General features: G+C 42.1%; 14 protein-coding genes. 13 read left to right on the top strand and 1 reads right to left on the bottom strand.

The window, feature by feature from the left end; all coding sequences use genetic code 11:
* Positions 1-34 precede the first annotated feature (34 nt).
* Positions 35-5,029, top strand: a complete 4,995-nt coding sequence (locus PSYC_RS07815; RefSeq protein WP_011280774.1) for a translocation/assembly module TamB domain-containing protein — start codon at positions 35-37, stop codon at positions 5,027-5,029.
* A 272-nt stretch (positions 5,030-5,301) separates the two neighbouring features.
* Here the strand turns inward: PSYC_RS07815 and hemP are convergent, their stop codons facing one another.
* Positions 5,302-5,466 (bottom strand): hemin uptake protein HemP, encoded by a 165-nt coding sequence (gene hemP, locus PSYC_RS11440; RefSeq protein WP_020443783.1) that lies wholly within the window; start codon positions 5,464-5,466, stop codon positions 5,302-5,304.
* A 223-nt stretch (positions 5,467-5,689) separates the two neighbouring features.
* Here hemP and PSYC_RS07810 point away from each other — a divergent pair, with 223 nt between their 5' ends.
* The 12 genes from PSYC_RS07810 (at position 5,690) to tadA (ending at position 21,615) form a co-directional block, all read left to right on the top strand.
* Positions 5,690-6,772, top strand: coding sequence for an NUDIX domain-containing protein (locus PSYC_RS07810; protein WP_011280772.1), 1,083 nt, complete (start codon positions 5,690-5,692; stop codon positions 6,770-6,772).
* Positions 6,773-7,281: 509 nt separating this feature from the next.
* On the top strand, positions 7,282-8,019 hold the full coding sequence (locus tag PSYC_RS12035; RefSeq protein WP_011280771.1) for a lipocalin family protein: 738 nt from the start codon (positions 7,282-7,284) through the stop codon (positions 8,017-8,019).
* A gap of 622 nt (positions 8,020-8,641) precedes the next feature.
* The gene (locus PSYC_RS07800; RefSeq protein WP_011280770.1) at positions 8,642-10,087 is read left to right on the top strand and encodes a glyceraldehyde-3-phosphate dehydrogenase; all 1,446 of its coding nucleotides are present in this window, start codon (positions 8,642-8,644) and stop codon (positions 10,085-10,087) included.
* A gap of 267 nt (positions 10,088-10,354) precedes the next feature.
* Positions 10,355-11,572, top strand: a complete 1,218-nt coding sequence (gene cgtA / locus PSYC_RS07795; RefSeq protein WP_011280769.1) for an Obg family GTPase CgtA — start codon at positions 10,355-10,357, stop codon at positions 11,570-11,572.
* 72 nt (positions 11,573-11,644) lie between these two features.
* Positions 11,645-12,817 carry a glutamate 5-kinase gene (gene proB, locus PSYC_RS07790; RefSeq protein ID WP_011280768.1) on the top strand — a complete coding sequence of 391 codons (1,173 nt, stop codon included), beginning with the start codon at positions 11,645-11,647 and terminating at the stop codon, positions 12,815-12,817.
* Positions 12,818-12,937: 120 nt separating this feature from the next.
* Positions 12,938-14,074, top strand: coding sequence for a uroporphyrinogen decarboxylase (gene hemE / locus PSYC_RS07785; protein ID WP_011280767.1), 1,137 nt, complete (start codon positions 12,938-12,940; stop codon positions 14,072-14,074).
* Positions 14,075-14,166: 92 nt separating this feature from the next.
* On the top strand, positions 14,167-15,234 hold the full coding sequence (gene argC / locus PSYC_RS07780; RefSeq protein ID WP_011280766.1) for an N-acetyl-gamma-glutamyl-phosphate reductase: 1,068 nt from the start codon (positions 14,167-14,169) through the stop codon (positions 15,232-15,234).
* A 103-nt stretch (positions 15,235-15,337) separates the two neighbouring features.
* Entirely contained in the window at positions 15,338-16,222 is an 885-nt protein-coding gene (locus PSYC_RS07775) for a hypothetical protein (RefSeq protein ID WP_011280765.1), read from the top strand.
* Between the two features lie 117 nt (positions 16,223-16,339).
* Positions 16,340-16,756, top strand: a complete 417-nt coding sequence (locus PSYC_RS07770) for an ATP-dependent Clp protease adaptor ClpS (RefSeq protein WP_011280764.1) — start codon at positions 16,340-16,342, stop codon at positions 16,754-16,756.
* 667 nt (positions 16,757-17,423) lie between these two features.
* Positions 17,424-19,973 (top strand): ATP-dependent Clp protease ATP-binding subunit ClpA, encoded by a 2,550-nt coding sequence (clpA, locus tag PSYC_RS07765; RefSeq protein ID WP_011280763.1) that lies wholly within the window; start codon positions 17,424-17,426, stop codon positions 19,971-19,973.
* Positions 19,974-20,283: 310 nt separating this feature from the next.
* Complete coding sequence (locus PSYC_RS07760; protein WP_011280762.1) at positions 20,284-21,027, top strand: uracil-DNA glycosylase; 744 nt, start codon at positions 20,284-20,286, stop codon at positions 21,025-21,027.
* The gene (gene tadA, locus PSYC_RS07755) at positions 21,028-21,615 is read left to right on the top strand and encodes a tRNA adenosine(34) deaminase TadA (RefSeq protein WP_011280761.1); all 588 of its coding nucleotides are present in this window, start codon (positions 21,028-21,030) and stop codon (positions 21,613-21,615) included. It begins immediately after the preceding gene.
* Positions 21,616-21,658: the final 43 nt, after the last annotated feature.

Below are 21,658 nucleotides of genomic sequence, written 5' to 3'. Positions count from 1 at the left end.
TGCTGGTAATCATTCTTTAACGTAGTTGAGTGCCATGTCGACCAAAAACACCCTGCCTAATAAGCCATTGGATGAAGATCCAGCACAACGAGATGCCCGCGCTGTAAGGCGTTGGTATCCATTATCTTTTGTGCTCAAATTGCTGGTGCTGATTTTTATCGTGCTGGCGATTATGTTTGTCATCTTCCTATATGCGGCGGGTACTGAGTCAGGCACTAAGTTTATTTTAGAAAAAATCAGTGCAGAAACGGGTGTTGAGTTCAAATATGGTAGCGGCAATCTGCGCGATGGTCTGTGGCTCACTGATATCGATATCGTTGCCAATGAAGATCTTGAGATATTGGTAGATAAAGCCTATGTCAAAATAGGCTGGCGTGCAGTTTTTGCTAAAGAAGTGCATTTGCGTGATGCAGACATACAGACCATCGAGATTATCAATAAAAAACCGCCAACGGGCGAGGGATTCGATTATAGGACCTTAAGCTTACCAGTCAATCTGCGTTTTGATTACGCAAAAGTAAAAACCATTGTTTATAAGCAAGTGACCCGAGACCCGATTGTCGTGCATGATGTTGAGGCCCGTGATTTGACTTGGGTTGGCAGTATGGTAACGGTTGGTCGTGGTAGTTTGCAGTATGGCGATATTGTTAAAGTTAGTGCTTTAGAGGGTCATGCTGATTTACAAGGCGACTATCCTTTAGATTTGAGTGCTATTGTAGAGGTCAGTGCTTTAGAAAAAGCCTATATTGATCCCTTAAATATCACCGCAACAGGCACGTTAAAGCGCACCGTTGGTAAGGTCAGTAGCCGCTACAATGATGCTGCGGTTAGTGGTGACTTTGTGGTGCAAGGTTTGGATTATGATGCACCGTTTCAGGCAAAGCTTGAATGGGACGATATTCTGGTTCCTTATGCAGACAATCAAAACATCCTCTTAAAGAGTGGTATCGCGACCGCAGCAGGTGTGATCTCAGAGATACGCCTGCGTATCAATACGGAATTGACCGCAAAAGATATTCCCTCAGGACATTATCAAGGACGCGCCATTTTTGCTAATCGTCAGTTACGTGTCGATCGCTTAGATGCGGATGTTGCCGCTGGCAACTTGATATTGCAAGGTATTTTAGATTGGAAAGGCAGCTTTGATGCAAAGGTAAGAGCGAGCGGCAGTAATTTTGATGTGCGGCGCGTAATTCCTAAACAATATGCAGACTTTAAAGTATATGCGCCACAAAAATTAAACGGTCGATTGTCCGTTCATTATCAGCATAAAAACAATGCGGGTAATATGGAAATGGATGCCGCCTTACGTCAGCATGATGGCGAGCAAGTCAATGCCAATATTGTCCGTGGAAAAACCTCAGCCAAATCTAAACAAGTCGCGCCTTGGTATATCGATGCAAAGTGGCAAAACCTTGTGCGTAAAAATATCCCTAATATCGGTAACATCAATAGCCCTAGTGGGCAAGCAAATGTGATTGTCCACGGCTCACGTTTATCGGTCGATGGTAAAGCCATTATCAACGAGCTCAATGCTGCGCCTAAAGGCAACTATGATGTAAGACTCAGTAAGGCGGGCAATGTTATTGATATTAATCGTCTAAACTATAAAGGAGTAGTGGGCGATTTATCAGGGACAGGTCAGATTCAACTGGCAAATAAAAAACGTCCGCTTACTTGGCAGATTGATGCACGTACCAATGGCTTATTACCCAAAAAATACCGCAGTGGCATACCACTTGAGCGCCTAACAGGGCGTATCAGTGCGCGTGGACGACTGCTGAATATCACTAAAAACCGTGTCAAAGGTCAGCGTCATATTATTAATTTTAATAATACGGATTTGCAGGCGCAGTTGGATGCTACGCAGAAAGGTCGTACTATCGGTATTACCGGCAGTGGCGATGCCAGTGTCGATATTATCGGTGGTAAGCTATCGGTCTTTGATGCGCGTTTTGATGGTCAAGTTGATACCGCTGATGTGCCAAAAGGCCGCCTGTCAATCGATGCCGCTGGTACGCCAAATCTGACTCGTATTCGCAAGTTAAACTATAATGGCGAAGCAGGTGCGGTCAAAGCCAATGGTGTCATTGACCTACGTAACAATATTGGCTGGACGCTAGATGGGCGCTTTGATAAGTTTAATTTGGGTTATTTCTTGCCCAATAATGCTGCCATTATTACTGGTGATTTAAAAACCACTGGTGAGTGGCAAAGTCCGCCAAAGAATAATGCTAAGGCAAAAGGGGTATTGAAAAACTTTGTCGTAAACTTTGATGGGATCCTAGATGCTGAGCAATTGCCAGCAGGTAAACTGACTATTGATGCCAGTGCTAATGAACAGCTCATTCGTATCAAGCGCTTCCGACATGTAGGTGCAGCAGGCAGTATAGACGCTAAAGGCACCGTTGATGTGCGTCAAGGTCTTGCTTGGGATATTGATGCGGTCATGGATCGCTTTAATTTAGGTTACTTTGTTAAAGACATACCGAGTACGATTACCGGCACTATTGATACCAGTGGACGTTGGGGCGATACCCAACAGACGATTAATATCAAACAAGTGAATTTGAGTGGGATGTTAAAAGGTCAACCGCTTAGCGCCAAGGGCAGCTTGACAGCCAAACTACATCTACCAAAAGACTTGGCAAGCTATTTTCAACGTTTGCAGAAGCAAGATGCGCAGGCACAATATAAGCAAGTAAACGCCTTAATCGAAAGCTTAGATGCAAATAATTTGGTACTGCGTTGGGGTGATAATTACATCACCGCCAATGGTAACGCCAAACAGCTACAAGCTAAAATCAATATCACAAATCTTGATCAGCTCTCAGACACGCTTGGTGGTAAAGTCTCGGGCGGTGCTACTTTGTCACAGCCAGCAGGACAAGCATTGCCGACGATCTATGTTGATTTGGTTGGTGAGCGTATCTCGCTGCCAGGCTTTATATTACGTCAAGGTCGTATACGCGGCAAACTGGTTAACTTGGCAAACAGTCCAAGCCAGTTTATTGTCACTGCCGAAGGATTGGAAGCTGCGGGGCAGAGTTTTAAAAACCTTAACGCAGCCTTTAATGGCACTGAACAAGCTCATGTGGTTGATTTCGATCTGGTTAATGAGAAGCTCAATATCTCAGCAAGGCTCAAAGGTGGCTTTAATCGAGATAAGCTCAGCTGGTCAGGCGTCATCGGCAAGGGTCAAGTTAAGTCCAAATACGCAACCTTAAATCAATTGCAGCCGGCGCAACTGATTGTTAATTTGCCTAAGAAACAAGGTAAGAATAGCTCGGACTTAAAAATACAGCTAGCGGCACATTGTTGGCAGACGACTGACCAAATAGGTAAGTTGTGTTTACGTGAAAACCTCATCGCTTCCGCTGCTAGTGGTCAAGTTGATTTGGCGATACAGAAAATAGACACCTCGCTATTTTCGGCGTTTTTACCAAAAGATATCGATTGGCATGGCAAGATTAACGGTAAGGCGATTGTTGGCTGGCAACGTGGTCGTCCACCGACTATTAATACCACCCTATATTCTGACAACGGTAAAATTGGCTTAATTCAAGACGGTGATAGCTTGCCTATCACCTTACCTTATAAGCGTATCTCGCTCATTGCTGTGTCTGTACCGAAGGGTCTAAAAATACGCTCAGATATCAATACGGGTGATGGTGCTCGTGGTTATGCAGAAGTCATTGTTGATCCGTATAAGACGCCCAAACCTATATCAGGTGCGTTGGTGCTCAATGAGCTTAATTTGGCTATTTTCAAACCTTTCTTCCCTGGTATGCGCGTGCTCGAAGGTAATATCACCATGGCAGGCGGTTTGGGTGGCACACTGGATAAGCCACAGTTTTATGGTGATGTAAAATTAGCGGATGGTCGAATGGCGATGCTTAATTTGCCAGTGAATTTGACCAAAGTTAATGCCACTGCCAAAATCCGTGGTACTCAAGCGACTATCGATGGTAAGTACAATAGTGGCACGGGTAAAGGGACGATTGCCGGTACTGTCAATTGGCAACAAAAGCTACAGGCAAAGCTGAGTATCGATGGTAAGGGGTTGATATTAACCCAGCCGCCATTATTAGTAGCGAGTGTCAATCCTGATATCGATATTATCGTTCGTCCAGCCGATCGCTATGTCAATATCACTGGGGCAGTTAGTGTGCCCTCAGCGACTATTCATCCGCCAGAGGCAAGTGAAAATATCATTACTCAGACCGAAGACGCTGTCGTACTTGACCGTCGTCTTATCGGTAATATTGATGAGGTTTTGGCTATCTCGAAACCTTGGTCAATCAATGCTGATATCGGTATCGATTTGGGTAATGACATTAATTTCCGTGGTTTTGGGGCCGTGATTCCTCTAGCAGGTGCCATTCATGTCACTCAAAGTGGTACAGGCATCATGCGTGCAAAAGGGGTGGTACAGGTCTCACGTCGTACCAATATTAATGCTTTTGGTCAAAATCTAGAGCTTAATTATGGTCAAGTGCGCTTTAACGGCGATGTGATGAAACCGAGTTTAAGTATCGAAGCTGTCAAAAATATCAGCGGTAAAACAGTCGGTGTCCGCGTCAAAGGCAATACTGAAAGCCCTAATATTATCGTTTTCAATAATGCGGGGCTTACGCAGCAGCAGGCGATGAATGCCTTGGTCACGGGTCGTATTAATAATCAAAGTGCTACTCAAATCAGTGAGCAAGGCTTTAAATCTCAAGTCACCAATAACTTAGCGGCCGCTGGGCTGAGCTTTGGGCTGAGCGGTACACGTAATTTGACCAATCAAATCGGTCAAGCGTTTGGCTTCCAAAGCTTAACGGTTGATGCTTCAGGCAGCAGCGAAGACACCAATGTCAATGTCACCGGCTATGTGACGCCTGACTTATATATCCGCTATGGTGTGGGCGTCTTTAATGCACAAAATAGCCTGTCTATACGTTATCAGTTGACTCGCCGTATCTATGTAGAGGCAACATCAGCAGCAGAAAATGCCGTGGATGTGGTTTATAGTTGGCAATTCTAAAGATTGTATAGTTGAAATACTTTAAAATCGCTACAGTATTGCTGGTGTAAATTTTTTGCAGCCTCTGTCTGCGTAGGCACAGCAAGCAAGAAAAATTTGCACCAGCAGTACGTGTTGTATCGATATTACTTTTCACCGACTATAGTTAGAGAGCCATCCTCATACTTGCTGTGATTTTGGTTTATTGATTGTTTGGCTGATTAAAAGTAATCATTTGATCAAATAAAAAACGCCTTTATAAAAAGGCGTTTTTTTATGAGCATTAAGAGAATTTATTTGGTTAAAATCAACCGATTGTTACGTGTTAAGCGTAGGCGATATTCTTCGCCTTCATGTTCAATACGTACCTCTTTAGTCAAAGCAAACAGGTGCTGTGATTGCAAAGTAGGCAGACGGTTTTCACGGAAGTTCAAATGACGAGAGATAACAAGACTCATGGTAAATTCCTTTTGATAGCAAAGTGGCAAATATTCAAAGCAATAAATACTAATAGAACATAATTTATTAACGATAATAATTATCATTTAGATTGAGTGATTTTGCAAGCAAATTTATAAAATAAATGACAGCAATTATGTAAATTTATCTAACAGTTTTTATACAAGCAAGCAGATCAATCAATGACATCCGTTAATTTTAGTCGCAAAAAAGGAAAGTAGCATGGCAGTCGAAAAAAGCACCTCTATAAAAAACAATTCAATAAAGACAGTCAATGTAGCCGTTGCCGTTATTCATTATCAAAACCAATATTTGCTAGGATTTAGAGCGGCTTCTCAGCATCAGGGCAACCGCTATGAGTTTGTAGGTGGAAAGATAGATGCTCATGAAACAGCAAAACAAGCGCTGATACGAGAAGTTGCCGAAGAGACAGGCATCAATATTGCTAATAATACGGCGGTGAAACTGGGTCGATTGCATCATGATTATGGCGATAAACAGGTCTGCTTACAGGTTTACCGTATTGAAGTAACCGCACAACAATATGCGCAATATAAAAACCTAAGCTGTGGTCTAGAAGGTCAAAAGCTGACATGGGTAGATAAGGCGAAGCTGCTAGCAGGGCATTATGATTTACCAGCTGCAAACAAGACAATTCTTGTTTGGTTGCAACTACCAGTGCAGATAACCATTACTTATCCTTTGGCACACTTTAACGGTTTTCCCAATCCTAGGGCAGCATGGTCACAGTATCATCATGAGCATATAGCGGCTGATGCCTTGGTTTATATGAGAATAAAAGTAGCAGGGGCAGAAGACAGCATAGAACGGCTACTACAACTACGTTCTGATATTAAAGCGATTGCTCCTGATCACTTACATACTGACAAAGCAGACAACGCTGTCATAAACCGTCAAATTATAGCAGGGCATTTAACACAGACACAGCTTATGCAATGGTCAAGCAGCGTTGCAAAAGAGTCTATGTCGTACTCTGCCTTATCTACAAACTTGCCATTAATAGTCAGTTGTCATGATGCAGATAGTATTAATGCTGCTAATCAACTGGCGTTTTTTCGCTTGCAGCAACAGTTGCCACCCGTTATCGGTATTTTTTTAGCACCTGTCGAGTGCACCCAAACCCATCCTGATACACCGCCGTTAGGTTGGGAGGCGTGGTCAAAGTTAGCAGAATTAGCTGATATGCCAGTTATCGGTTTAGGTGGTCTATCGCCTGTGATGAGTGAGCAAGCCATGTTACATGGAGGAATTGCTGTTGCTGGAATTCGTCAGTTTTTAAAATAGTTTTTGGTACTATTATTACTATCATTACTATCATTTTTACGGTGGTTTTAGGCGCTAAACTGCTATCTGAACACCACTAAACCCAGAGCATAATAGGTCAAATAAACGAATTCTCACAGGCGCAATAGCACAAGATAAGTGATTGATTTGAATGTTCTTTAACGGTTAATAAAAATGTAGTCTTTCGTGGTATATATACAGAATTACTTACAAACCGTTGCGTTTTTCTACATTGCCACACTGTTTTGATCGGGGGTTTGCCATTACTATGAATCATTAATTATCGAAGGGCGCTAAATCAAGCTTTTATAGATTGACTAATTGTTAAGAAGGCTTTTAATGACGACAATTTTAAAAGTCATAACAACTTTAATTTTCATTCATTTTTTATCGTAGAGATGATCGGTGAAAATCATTTTGTAATGTTCTGATAAATAACAATGTTATGAGTAAATTCTTATGAGTAAATAAAGCGCTTCTAATAATCACTGTTAATAAATGGTATCCCTATGCAAACCAATAAGTTGCCGAAGTCAGCATGGTCTGATTCGGAAGCAGCTGGTTCTCAATCGCAGCATACTGACCAGCTACCTAAGTATCAGATGAAACAAGATCAGGCAATATCAGCAGGGAATATTGACCGTGCTAGTAATGATGCCAGTTATATCCATGTAGGTTGTAGTGAAGAATGTTTGGAGAGTCTGGCACAAGATATGTCTCAACAAAACAGCTTTTTTGGCTATAAAAGTGTCAAAAAAACTAATGTAAGCGCAATGCACCCTAATGTAATTGATAGCAATACCTTTAAAAGCAGTACGGTTGAAGTTAATTCTATTAAGACAAGTGTTTTTGAAGAATTTGAGCAATCCACAGTCGAATTAACTCACACTATATCTCCTAAAAACGCAGCAAGCGTTGCAGAGATACCAGAGCGTATATTTATGAATGGTCTTATTAGATATACCGGCATTGCCCTAGCGATTATCATACCGTTAGCTGTGTTCTCTGCTTATGCAGCGACACCGCCTGTTACTCAAGCGGTTGCTAGCAAATACATGACTAACGCAACGACAGAAATGCTCGCGGTTAAACCCAGTAGTATTATCCATAAATCTGCTAGTACACCGACTACGCTAGATAGTGTTGATTTAAAAAAATATGCTGGTACTTGGTATGAGATTGGTCGATTGCCAATGTACTTTCAGCGTAACTGTGCCAGTGATGTGGCCGCTAACTATAGTCGGTGAAAAGTAATATCGATACAACACCTACTGCTGGTGCAAATTTTTCTTGCTTGCTGTGCCTACGCAGACAGAGGCTGCAAAAAATTTACACCAGTAGTACTGTAGCGACTTTAAAGTATTTCAACTATATGTTGAAAAAACAGATGGTTCAGGTCTCAAGGTTGTCAATCAGTGTAAGGCTGAAGATGGCTCAGATATTATTGCTGAAGGTTTAGCAAAACCTGCTCAAGAATTTAAGTTGACGTTGCACAGTAATCAGATGGTGAATCTGATTCCATAAAAGTGCGATAATGGTTTATATAGCTTTTATTTATTATAGCTCTTGTGTTCATCATGGTTTAAGTGGATTTATAATAAGGCAGCATAATAGGCCGCCTTTATCATGCTAACCCGTTTTGTTAGGCAAAATAGATAGGTCTCAGATGCCTTCGGACTCATACAAATTTGTTATCACTAGCAAAATAAGGCGTTTTAAGCTAAAATCTCGCTTATCTACAGACTTTTCTGATAATAACCGATGACAGTAGTCGTCTGTTAGCGTATCCGAGTGAGTGCTTAGACTGTATAAAACCTATTCAATGATATTTCTTCATACTTTACTGATTCTCTAATACTGACCATAAGGATGTTTCTCGTGAGTAATGCTGATACCTTACGCCAATTACATCAAGACCACTTGAGCAACTATAACCATCAAGAGCAACAAGCAATTGAGCTGATGGGGCTATTGAACAAGCTCTACAATGAGCAAGATGTACAAGTGACTTTATTTGGTGATACGCTAGATACCAATTCAGTGGGTCAAATATTGGCGCTGCATCAAAAAGTTGCTTTGCGTGACCAAGGTGCTCGTGCTATTGATATCGCTGATACCTTAGCAATGGTTAAAGTGTTAGCAGATAATAAAGACATCCAAGCGACTCGTGTCGATGTTGGTCAACTGATTGCTAATGACAGTGATATCCAAACGGCATTACAGTCTATTGATAACACCAAAGGCGCTATCAATGGCGCGACGGATGTGGTGCTATACGGTTTTGGTCGTATTGGTCGTATCTTAACGCGTCTGTTATTATCGCAAGTGTCAAGTGCCAAAGGTATGCAGCTAAAAGCCATCGTAGTACGTCCTGCAGCAGCGGGCGACTTAGCGAAGCGTGCTTCATTGCTAGAGCGTGATTCGATTCATGGTAGCTTTGCAGGTGGCGTAATTATTGATAATGAAAACAATGGTTTGATTATCAATGGTCGTTTTGTCCAAGTTATCTATGCCAAAGATCCAAGCGAGATTGATTATACTGCTTATGGTATTAATGATGCGTTGGTCATCGACAATACAGGTATCTGGAAAGATGAAGCGGGTCTTGGCAAGCATCTACAATCGACAGGCGTGAAAAAAGTATTGCTAACTGCACCTGCTGGCGGTGAGATTAAAAACGTTGTATATGGCGTCAACAATGATACCGTTGGTGATGACACTATCGTCAGTGCAGCCAGCTGTACGACCAACGCGATTACCCCAACGTTAAAAGTATTAAATGACGAATACGGTATTGAAAATGGTCATGTTGAGACCATTCACTCATTTACCAACGACCAGAACTTAATTGATAACTATCATAAAGCCGATCGCCGTGGTCGTAGTGCAGTATTGAATATGGTGATTACCAGTACCGGTGCTGCTAAAGCGGTTGGTAAAGCATTGCCAGAGCTTAGCGGTAAATTAACGGGTAATGCCATCCGTGTACCGACGCCAAACGTCAGCTTAGCGATTTTGAACTTGAATCTTAAGACAGCGCCAGCTAGCGCTGATGCATTAAATGAATTCATGCGTAAAATCTCTAATAGCAGTCAGTGGCAAACACAGATTGCTTATACTGATTCTACAGAGGCGGTATCAACGGATTTTGTCGGTGATACGCATGTGGGTATCGTTGATGCGCAAGCGACTATTTTGACTGACAATCATGCCATTGTTTATATTTGGTATGACAATGAAGTAGGCTATAGTACGCAAGTATTACGTTTGGCAACGCAAATGGCAGGTATCAGCTATACGCAGATTCCAGCTTAATACGTCCGTATAGCTGCAATGACTCAGTTATAATGCTTTTATTAAAAAGCGGATCGATATGCATTTGTTATATGAACAAGCGGATATGATTTTAGAGGTAATATCTATAGCACCCGATAGTCCGACTGGTCATCGGGTGCTATTGTCATCGTTAAAGCAATGACATTTAAGTAAAAACCTGAAAGATATTTTAAAGACAAGTATAAGCTCAAGGTAAAACAACCTTGATTGAGCTTATAAACCAGATTGTAAATAAAGGAAGGTAAGATGCGATTTATTGATGAAGCCGTCGTAACGGTAAAAGCAGGTGACGGTGGTAACGGAATCGCCAGTTTTCGCCGAGAAAAATATGTCCCGCGCGGTGGTCCTGATGGTGGTGATGGTGGCAAGGGCGGAGATGTTTATGTCATTGCAGAGGATAACACTAACACCCTAGTTGACTATCGTTATACACGTCGTCACGACGCCATGCGAGCTGAGAATGGTCATAGTAGAAACTGTTCAGGTAAGGGCTCTGATGATCTTTTTTTACCAGTGCCTATTGGTACTACGATAGTTGATACCGAAACAGATGAAGTGTTGGGTGATTTGATTGAAATCGGTCAGACTTTACTGATTGCCAAAGGCGGTGATGGGGGTTTGGGTAATACCCATTTTAAAAGCTCTACCAACCAAGCGCCGCGTAAAGCGACTTCAGGTTTTGAAGGTGAGCTAAAAGTTCTTAAGTTTGAGCTAAAAGTAGTGGCTGATGTTGGCTTAATTGGTTTACCTAATGCAGGTAAATCGACCTTTATCCGCCAAGTCTCTGCTGCTAGACCAAAAGTTGCTGACTATCCATTTACCACATTGGTTCCTAATCTGGGTGTGGTCGATATTGGTCGTCATCGCTCATTTGTTATGGCTGATATTCCAGGTTTGATCGAAGGTGCCTCAGAAGGTGCTGGACTTGGTATTCGCTTTTTAAAGCATGTCGCTCGTACGCGTCGTCTGTTACACTTGGTTGATATCAAGCCTATCGATGGTAGCGACCCAGTAGAAAATGCCCGTATTATCTTAAATGAGCTTGATCGTTTTTCGCCTGAATTGGCCAATTTGCCGCAGATTTTGGTATTAAACAAAATCGATCAGGTGCCTGAAGAAGAGTTAAATGAGCTCTGTACCCATATTGTGGCAGAGCTTGGCTGGACAGGTATCGTTTTCCGTACAGCAACCCTAACAGGTGAAGGCGTTGATGCCATTAAGTACCACTTGATGAATGAGATCGAGCGTGAACGTGAGCGTGAAATAGAAGATCCTATCTTTGCTGAAGCACAAAAAGCACGATTTGAGCGTTTAGAGGCAGAAGTTCGTCTGAATACTGAAGCTCAGCGTGAAGCGTATCGTGCTGCTCGTAAAGCGGCGCGTGAAGGTACGGATTTATCGGATGACGATTTTGATGGCAGCGATGACGATGATGATGGCGTCGAAGTGATTTACGCTCCTTAGTCTGATTTGTCTTTGCACGTATTTTTTTAGATGTATCCCCATGATTAATTTACCATAGCAACAGGAGTTTATATGGCAGTTGGCATAGAGAACACGATAGAAGAAGCAAGGTTTGTTGAGCAAGCTCGTAACTTTGATATTCAGCGCGTTATTGTCAAGATTGGCTCATCGTTATTAACCAATAATGGTCGAGGGCTTGATCGAACTGCCATTTACGAATGGGCAAAGCAGATCGCTAAACTTCATAAGCAAGGCATAGAGGTACTGCTTGTATCTTCAGGTGCCGTTGCTGAAGGTGTAGTGCGTATGAATCTTGAGGAGCGTCCCAAAAAACTGGCGGCATTACAAGCCTGTGCATCTATTGGTCAGATGGGTTTGATTGAAACCTGGTGGTCAGCATTGATTCAACACGGTATTCAAAGCTCACAGCTATTGCTGACACATGATGATTTGTCTAATCGTAGTCGCTATCTTAATACCACTGGCGCGCTTACGCAGCTATTAGAATGGCGCGTGCTGCCAGTCATTAATGAAAACGATACCATTACCATTGATGAAATTAAGTTTGGTGATAACGATACACTAGGTGCAATGGCAGCGGCGATGGTCAATGCCGACTTATACATTATCTTAACTGATCAAGAAGGTGTTTTTACTGACAATCCACGCGACAATCCTAATGCCAAAATGATCCGTCAAGAGCGTGCAATGGCTGATTACTTATTTGATATTGCAGGTGATGGTGGCAAGCTTGGGCGCGGTGGTATGTTGACCAAGATTCGTGCGGGTCGCCTTGCTGCCATGGGTGGCTGTCCGACGGTGATCGTGAGCGGTGCTATCGATGATGTGATCACTCGTGTGGTATCAGGCGAAGCGGTCGGCACCTTGTTGACCACCAACGATCAAGATAAAATTATTGCTCGCAAACAGTGGCTTGCGGCACATTTGCGTATGTCAGGCTCTTTAATTGTCGATGCAGGTGCAGCAAAAGCGGTGGTTGAGCATCAAAAAAGCTTATTGCCAGTTGGTGTGTCTGAAGTGCGTGGAGATTTTGATGAAGGCGATGTGGTTGAAATCGTCCATCAGGATACCGGTGAGCGTATAGCAGTTGGTCAAGTCAATTTCTCCTCTCGAGATGCATGCCGTGTTGCTCGCGAGCGTACTGAGCAGTTCGATAGAATCCTTGGTAATAATGAAGAACGTGTCGTCATGGTACACCGTGATAATTTGGCATTGACGATGTAAAAAAACTTATTATTTATGAATGTTTTGATAATAAGCGCTTTACTATTCTTTCCTTTAACGTAATTTATCCAGTGTTGTATGCGTTGTTGTGACATACAGTGCTGTTTTGGAGATTTGTACATGAGTGCTTCAGACAATAATAATTCGCTTGAAAAAAACTTTGCGCCTTTGAAAAATGATAGATTGCTACGAGCACTTCGTTTTGAGCCGATAGATACCACGCCGGTATGGATGATGCGCCAAGCTGGTCGTTATTTACCAGAATATAAAGCCACCCGTGCTGAAGCAGGTGATTTTATGAGCCTGTGTAAAGATACCGCGCGTGCCACTGAAGTTACCTTGCAGCCATTACGTCGTTATGATTTAGACGCGGCTATTTTATTCAGTGATATTTTAACCATTCCTGATGCGATGGGATTGGGTTTATATTTTGAAGCTGGGGAAGGGCCAAAGTTTAAACATCCTATTCGCCAGCAAGCTGATTTAGATAGATTGCCTGTGCTTGATGTCAATGACTCTCTTGATTATGTCATGCGTGCGGTGACCAGTATTCGTACAGCACTTAATGGACAAGTACCTTTATTTGGTTTTTCTGGTAGTCCTTGGACACTAGCGACTTATATGATTGAAGGTGGTAGCTCAAAAGATTATCGCTATACCAAAGGATTTTTATATAGTAATCCTGAGTTCTTACATCAATTATTGGATAAATTAGCGACGTCTGTGATTGATTATCTCGATGCCCAAGTCGTGGCAGGCGCACAGATACTACAGATATTTGATAGTTGGGGCGGCGCGCTTGGTCATCGTCAGTTTGTTGATTTTTCACATGCGTATAATAAGCGTATTGTTGCTGAGCTAAAGGTACGCCATCCTGAAATACCAGTGGTATTATTTACTAAAGGTGGCGGATTATGGTTGGATATACAAGCCGATAGTGAAGCGGATGCGTTGGGTTTAGACTGGACGATGCCGATTGATCGTGCCCGTCAAGTATTGACTGAAAGTCAGCGTCAGTTAACTAAGCAACATAAAAAACTACACAGTAGTAAAGCTATTCAGGGTAATTTAGACCCAGCAACTTTATACGGTTCACCTGCGACTATCCGTGCCGAAGTCAATGCAATGCTTGATAGTGCTTATGCTAACGGCGAAAAAACCGGCTATGTGGCAAACTTAGGTCATGGTATTACCCAGTGGGTCAATCCTGATAATGCCAAAGTGTTTATCGATGCGGTCCATGATTATAAAATTTAAAAAATACGATTTGAGAGATAGTCTTGGTTATTTGACTGACTCTATATCTCGTATTCATTAAGTAATAACAAAGTAGTAGAAAAGGATGTTTTATGATTTCAGCAGCGATTGTCGGTGGCACAGGTTATACGGGTATTGAGCTAATACGTTTATTATCTGCCCATCCTGAAGTGTCTATTGATTTGCTAACCTCGCGTAGCGAAGCAGGCACTCGCGCTGATGAGATATTCCCAAGTTTACGCGGTATCTCAGATATTGTGTTTAGTGATTTAGGTGATGAGACGCTAGCGACATTGCAACAGTGCGATGTGGTGTTTTTTGCCACACCGCATGGCGTCGCAATGCAGCAAGCAGAAGCGCTTACTGAAGCTGGTGTGAAAGTGATTGATTTGGCAGCAGATTTTCGTTTGCAGTCATTAACGGATTTTGAACACTGGTATCAGCAATCACACGCTTGTCCTGAACTACTAAAAACGGCTGTTTATGGTTTACCTGAGATCAACCGCGACAAAATTGCTAATGCTTTGGTTGTGGGTAATCCCGGTTGCTATCCGACCACGGCTATCTTGGGTTTAAAGCCGATAATTGAAGCGCAAAATAAGCAATCTAAACAACTTATTGAGTCGCGTATTGTCATCGATGCCAAATCTGGCGTTTCTGGTGCTGGTCGCCAAGCAAGTCTCGCACTGAATTATGCTGAAAGCACAGACAATTTTAAGGCATATAGCGTTGAAGGTCATCGCCACTTGCCAGAGATTGAGCAAGGCGTTGCACAGCTATTGGACAGTCAATTTAGTCATCGTGTTCGTTTTCTGCCGCACCTTGTGCCTATGATACGCGGCATGCTGAGCTCTATTCATATGGAGCTCACCGATGCGGGTGCTTTGATGGATTGGCAACAAGTATTTGAACAAAGCTATGCGTCAGAGCAATTTATTGATGTAATGCCAAAAGGGCTGTATCCCGATACCCGTAGTGTACGTGCCAGTAATCGATTGCGTATTGCTGTTCACCAAGACAACGAGCGTGCCGAATTGACCGTGATTGTCGTACAAGACAATTTAGTCAAAGGAGCAGCTGGGCAAGCAGTGCAAAATATGAATGTGATGTTTGGATTTGATGAGTCTCTTGGTTTGAATTTTGCGCCCATCGTTCCTTAACAGATGTTTACTTGTGATTAAATTATCACTACTTATGATACTAGGTATTGATTATAAATTCCGCTATAATAATTTGCCTTTCCTGTTAAGAGATACTGTCTAAATGCGTTTTAAGAGTGTACTACGCTTTTGCTCACCGCCAGCACGCCCATCGTGCCAAGACTCTGTTGCGTATGAATTGGAGCGTAGTCTACATTGTGCACTGCTGCCTTTTGTTACTCAGCGTAGTACCATGAAGCATGACAGCATTGCTCGTTCGCAGCAAGGCACTTCTACACTGGTGTTAGCATTATTTGTGATTGCGATATTGGTGACGGCAGTTGTCGCACTATTATTTGGTCACAAACTTGGTTATCAACGTGGCTATTATTCAATGCAAAATGAAACCAAGCAAGCGATCATTACCAGCAAAGAGTCGCTCCAAGAGCTAAAAGATTTGCGTGTCAGTCATAAAATAGCGACCAATGAGGTTGCAACTGCCAAACAAGAGCTAGAAATAAGTTTGGTAAACTCAAAAGAGTTACGCGAAAATCAGCAAGCTATAATGGTTGAAAATAGACAAGTGGCGCAGCTTAATGACCTCTATGCTGAGATTGTTAGTGAGCAGGGCGGCATGCCTTTACAGATACTAGGTGCAAAGATTGAGCCTTTGCCTGAATATGCCTTTGAATATGGTTTTGATATTGGTATGCTCGCAAGCGATGGTAAAGCCAAACGTTTAAATCCAACGTTGACATTGCTTGATGACGACGATTTTGTAGAAGTGCCATTAGATCCCGTCAGCTATACCATTGAAGGCGTGACGCGTATACGTGGTCGCTTTACAATGCCAGCGGGCTTTAAGCCTTTGCAAATTAAGCTAAATTTAAAAGCTGCTGGTCAAGAAGTAGAGCAGCTGTATGATTGGAAGCTTGGTGCTAAAGTTGATAATATGCCATTATCACTGTTAGATTTGCCAGAGGTCGATGAAAGTCCTATTGAGCCTTAGTTGTCGTAAGTTGTCGTAGCTGATAGCCAGTCATCTAGTAGTATTTCACCTTTTATTTTTAACGATGTTTTTACTCTCTTAAAGATATTTACTCATTAAACCTACCGATTCATCTGTATGCCAATTATGATAAAACAAACGATAGCAGTAGCGGCACCAATCATATCAGATTGGCATTTTCCTCATATGCCCATGCGTCTTGCGCAAGTGGGTGAGCCCGACGGTGAAACGACCCCACAGGCTGATGTATTAGTGGCAGAGCCAGAAGTGGCCAAGCCGCCCATGTATGCGGTAGTGATGTATAATGATAATTACACACCGATGGAATTTGTCGTCTATATTTTACAGTCCGAATTCCGTCACAGTATGGATTCAGCAGTTGAGATTATGTTGACGATTCATAATAGTAGTAAAGGTATTGCTGGTATTTATCCTAAAGATATCGCTGAGACCAAAGCCAAAAAAGTTAACAGTCTTGCTCATCGTGAAGGCTATCCATTATTGACGCAAATCGAGCCGCATCAAGGCGAGTAAAGCCTTACTTTAATATTCGATAGCGCTTATCATCTTAAGTTCAGTATATTTTTATTGTATATCTTTGATTTTATTAATAATATTAAGTATTATGGTATTTTTATAGCAAGTTTACTCAAGTATAAACTTGCTCTGCACCTCTCTTTTTTAAATCGGCTTAAACTTTCTTATACAATTGCTTTTTTCATCATTGCCTGTCTTTATTCTCTCTTTGCATTATTCAAATCTTTTAATTGTCTGTAGCTTTACTACATGAGCGCTATAGTCGGTGAAAAGTAATATCGATACAACACGTATTGCTGGTGCAAATTTTTCTTGCTTGCTGTGCCTACGCAGACAGAGGCTGCAAAAAATTTACACCAGCAATACGGTAGCGACTTTAAAGTATTTCAACTATATTCTTTCTAAATGAACATTATCATTGAAAAATGGTCTAGGGATACTTCGATACATTTTAGTATGCGTTAATAGATTGACTATACTTGAGTATCATGTTGAGATAAAGAGAAGTGAGGATCATACCCAAGCTATGGAAGTCAGTATTTAATCATGCCACTTAATAATACTCATATTGCCCTTGAACAATCCATCTATCGCCCTGATTTACTTACTAACTCATTCATAAAGCTATCAATTATAAAGATAGGTATAACCGTAGGAAGTCGTTATGTTAAGTCGTCATCTTGAAGTTTCTTTGCGTTTAGCAATGACACTTGCGCGCCAAAAATCGCATGAGTATCTCACTGTTGAACATCTCTTACTGGCACTCTTAGAAAATACGCACGCTGCCAACACATTGACGGCCTGTAATGCAAATGTCTCAGCACTACGTACTGAGCTTGAGGCTTATATTAATAAGCACACTCCAACGGTCGATCCTGATACTGAGCAATCGCCGCAGCCGACTCAAAGCTTTGATCGTATCCTGCAACGTGCGATTTTTCATGTGCAATCTATCGGTGGTGGTCGTTTGGTTGAAGGATCGGATATTCTAGTATCGATGTTTTCAGAACATGACACTTATGCTGTTTATTTGCTCAAAAAACAGGGTATCAGTCGTCTTGAGCTGACCCAGTACTTATCACATGGTCATGATAAAGATGAGCCCTCTGAGCCGCGTGCTTCTATGACTGGAGAGCGCCGCAGTAGTGCCTCAGAAAAAACAAGTAAAGATCCATTGGTTGAGTTTGCGACCAATTTAAATCAACGTGCTGCTGAAGGCAAAACGGATCCATTGATTGGGCGTGGTCCTGAAATTGAACGAGCCGCGCAAGTATTGTGTCGCCGCCGCAAAAACAATCCATTATTAGTCGGTGAGCCGGGCGTTGGTAAAACCTCTATTGCTGAAGGGTTGGCGTGGTTAATTATCAATGATAAAGCACCAAAGCCCCTTAATGGTTGCGTGATTTATAGTCTTGATATTGGCTCATTAATTGCTGGTACTAAGTATCGCGGCGATTTTGAGAAACGCATGAAATCGCTCCTTGATGCGCTGAAGAAAAAGCCCAATGCTATCTTGTTTATTGATGAGATTCATATGATTATTGGTGCAGGTTCGTCAATGAGCAGCAATATGGATGTCTCAAACTTGATTAAGCCGGCACTTGCCAATGGCGAGCTGCGTTGTATCGGTTCAACTACTTTTACCGAGTATCGTCAGGTATTTGAAAAAGACCATGCCTTATCGCGTCGCTTCCAAAAAATCGATGTTAAAGAGCCAAGTGTCGATGATACGATCGATATTTTGCGCGGTCTTAAACCGCGTTACGAAGAATTTCATAACGTTGTATATACTGATGAAGCGTTGGTCACCGCTGTACAGTTATCAGCCAAACATATCCACGAGCGTTTTTTACCGGATAAGGCAATTGATGTTATTGATGAAGCGGGTGCTTATAAGCGTTTAGGGGTCGTGGCTGATGCAGATGATATAGAAGCAGAAGAAAACTTCATTGCTGATATAGAGCAAGATTTTGATGCACAAATCGATGCTGATATTGAAGGTCTCGATGGCGAAACCTATAGTGATAACGAAATGCAGGATGAAGCAAACACTGCAAAAGCCAATGATCGTGCAAAATCGTCTGATGATAAAAAAGCGAAAGGCAAACGTGCCCCGATAAAAATTGATGTGGCGGATATTGAAGCGATTGTTGCCAAGCTTGCGCGCATTCCGCCTAAGTCAGTATCAAGTGATGATAAGAGTATTCTCCAGCATCTAGATCGTGATCTTAAGCATTTAGTGTTTGGGCAAGATGAGGCTATTGGAACTTTAGCAGATGCGATTAAGCTGTCTCGTGCCGGTTTAAAAGCACCAGATAAGCCAATTGGTTCATTCATGTTTGCAGGTCCTACAGGGGTTGGTAAGACGGAAGTCTCTCGTCAATTGGCAAATCTATTGGGTGTTGAGCTGGTGCGCTTTGATATGTCAGAGTATATGGAAGCACATACTGCTTCACGTTTGATTGGTGCGCCGCCGGGTTATGTTGGTTATGATCAAGGTGGTCTGTTGACTGAAAAAATCAATCAGCATCCGCATTGCGTATTACTGTTTGATGAGATCGAAAAAGCGCATCCGGATGTCTTTAACTTGTTATTACAAGTGATGGATCACGGTACATTGACGGATAATAACGGTCGGGTTGCTATCTTTAAGCAGGTCATTGTTATTATGACGACCAACGTTGGTGCTGAGAGTATCAGTCGTTCCTCTATGGGCTTTACCCAGCAAGATCATAGCCGTGACAATACGGAATCACTCAAGCGTGTCTTTACTCCAGAATTCCGTAACCGTCTTGATGCCATCATTCAATTTAATCCACTAGATACCTCAGTAGTCGTCTCAGTGGTCGATAAATTCTTGGTTGAGCTACAAGTACAGCTAGATGATAAGCAAGTCACTTTAGAGATTGATGATGATGTGCGTGATTATCTGGCTGCTAAAGGCTATGATCGCTTAATGGGCGCACGTCCAATGCAGCGTCTGATTCAAGATGAAATCAAAAAGCCTTTGGCAAATATGATTTTATTTGGTGATTTGGTGAATGGTGGGGTTGTGCATTTAACCTTGGAGCCTGAAGCATCAGATGGTGATACTGTGAAGCTTGGTAAAGCTGGTGATAAGTCTTTAGATAAAGGATCAGCGGATAGCCTTATTATATTGACAGTCGTTGAGATTCATGAGCCCCGTCCGGATTCTGAGTCGTTGGCCAGTTAGTTTTTTGTCGCACTATTATAAAAGCGGTTACTACTTATAAAAACGGTTGCTACTTATCAAAACGGTTACTGCGGTAGCCGTTTTTTTATTGCTAATATATATAGTCGGTGAAAAGTAATATCGATACAACAGGTACTACTGGTGCAAATTTTTCTTGCTTGCTGTGCCTACGCAGACAGAGGCTGCAAAAAATTTACACCAGCAATACTGTAGCGACTTTAAAGTATTTCAACTATATGACCCCGCAAACTCAATATTTTGTTAATATCGACCTTAGCGCATCCTGATAACAAATAAAAAAGGATTCATCATGGAATTATTTGACGTACAACCCACAAAAACAGCCGTGCAAAAGCAAGCGATTCTCGACAATGTACGCTTGCCAGAAGATTGGAAGCAGGCGTTAGCAGAAGAATTAACCTCTGACAACATGGATAGCCTGCGTGCTTTTTTAAAAGAAGCATATCAGTCAGAGTCAGAGGATGGTATTTATCCCCCAGCACCGCTGATGTTTAATGCGTTTAATTTAACGCCTTTATCACAGGTGAAGGTGGTCATCTTAGGGCAAGACCCTTATCATCGCCCTGGACAGGCAATGGGGTTGTCTTTCTCTGTCCCTAAAGCTATCCCGAAGCCACCATCACTTAACAATTTATTGAAAGAGATGGCGGACGATATTGGTATCAAACCTTCAGCACATGGTGATTTAACGTATTGGGCGCAGCAAGGAGTTTTATTGTTAAATAGCTCTTTGACAGTAAGAGAAGGCGAACCAAACAGTCATCAAAATCAAGGCTGGGAGCAGTTCACTGATGCGGTTATTGATGTTATTAATGAACAAACTGCACATACTGTGTTTATTTTATGGGGCAGTAAAGCTCAGAAAAAAGGCAAGTATATCAATACAGATAAACATCTGATTTTGACGGCAGTACATCCATCACCCTTAGCTGCCAATCGTGGTGGTTTTTTTGGTTCTAAGCCGTTTTCTAAAACCAATGATTATCTGGTGCAATATGGTCAAACGCCTATCGATTGGCAGCTACCACAGTAAATGAGACATTTTCTAAATATTAATTCACAGCCTAACCAGCTAATAGATAGCCCATTTGTAAACCCGTTAATAGGTGAGCAGCTTAAAACAGCTATATTTTGGTCAGTTGAAGATATTAAGTGGATGACAGAGGCGCTAAAGCTTGCCAAACAAGGCGCTGAGCGTGAGGAGGTGCCAGTAGGAGCCGTATTGGTTCATAATCAGCAGATTATTGGTCAAGGTTTTAATGAGCCGATCGGGCGTTGTGATGCGACAGCTCATGCTGAAATAGTTGCCTTAAGAGAGGCTTGTGCGCATTTAAAGAATTATCGTTTGCCACTACAGACAACTTTATATGTCACCTTAGAGCCCTGTACCATGTGTATCGGGGCGCTGATTCATGCTCGAGTGGACAGACTTGTATATTCTACAAATGAACCAAGAGCAGGGATGGTTGGCAGTCAAATGAACTTAGCTGCACAGCCTTTTTATAATCATCATATGCAAGTCGATACAGGTTTATGCCGTGAGCACAGCAGTCAGATGTTAAAGGATTTTTTTCGTGAGCGTAGAAAAGCGGCAAAAGCGAATTGCAAGATGAGCGATTAACAAGATATGATTCTTGCTGCTAGTGATAGGTCGCTTTGTTTGC

Source organism: Psychrobacter arcticus 273-4 (assembly GCF_000012305.1).
GTDB lineage: Bacteria > Pseudomonadota > Gammaproteobacteria > Pseudomonadales > Moraxellaceae > Psychrobacter > Psychrobacter arcticus.
This window is presented reverse-complemented; position numbering and strand designations above follow the sequence as displayed.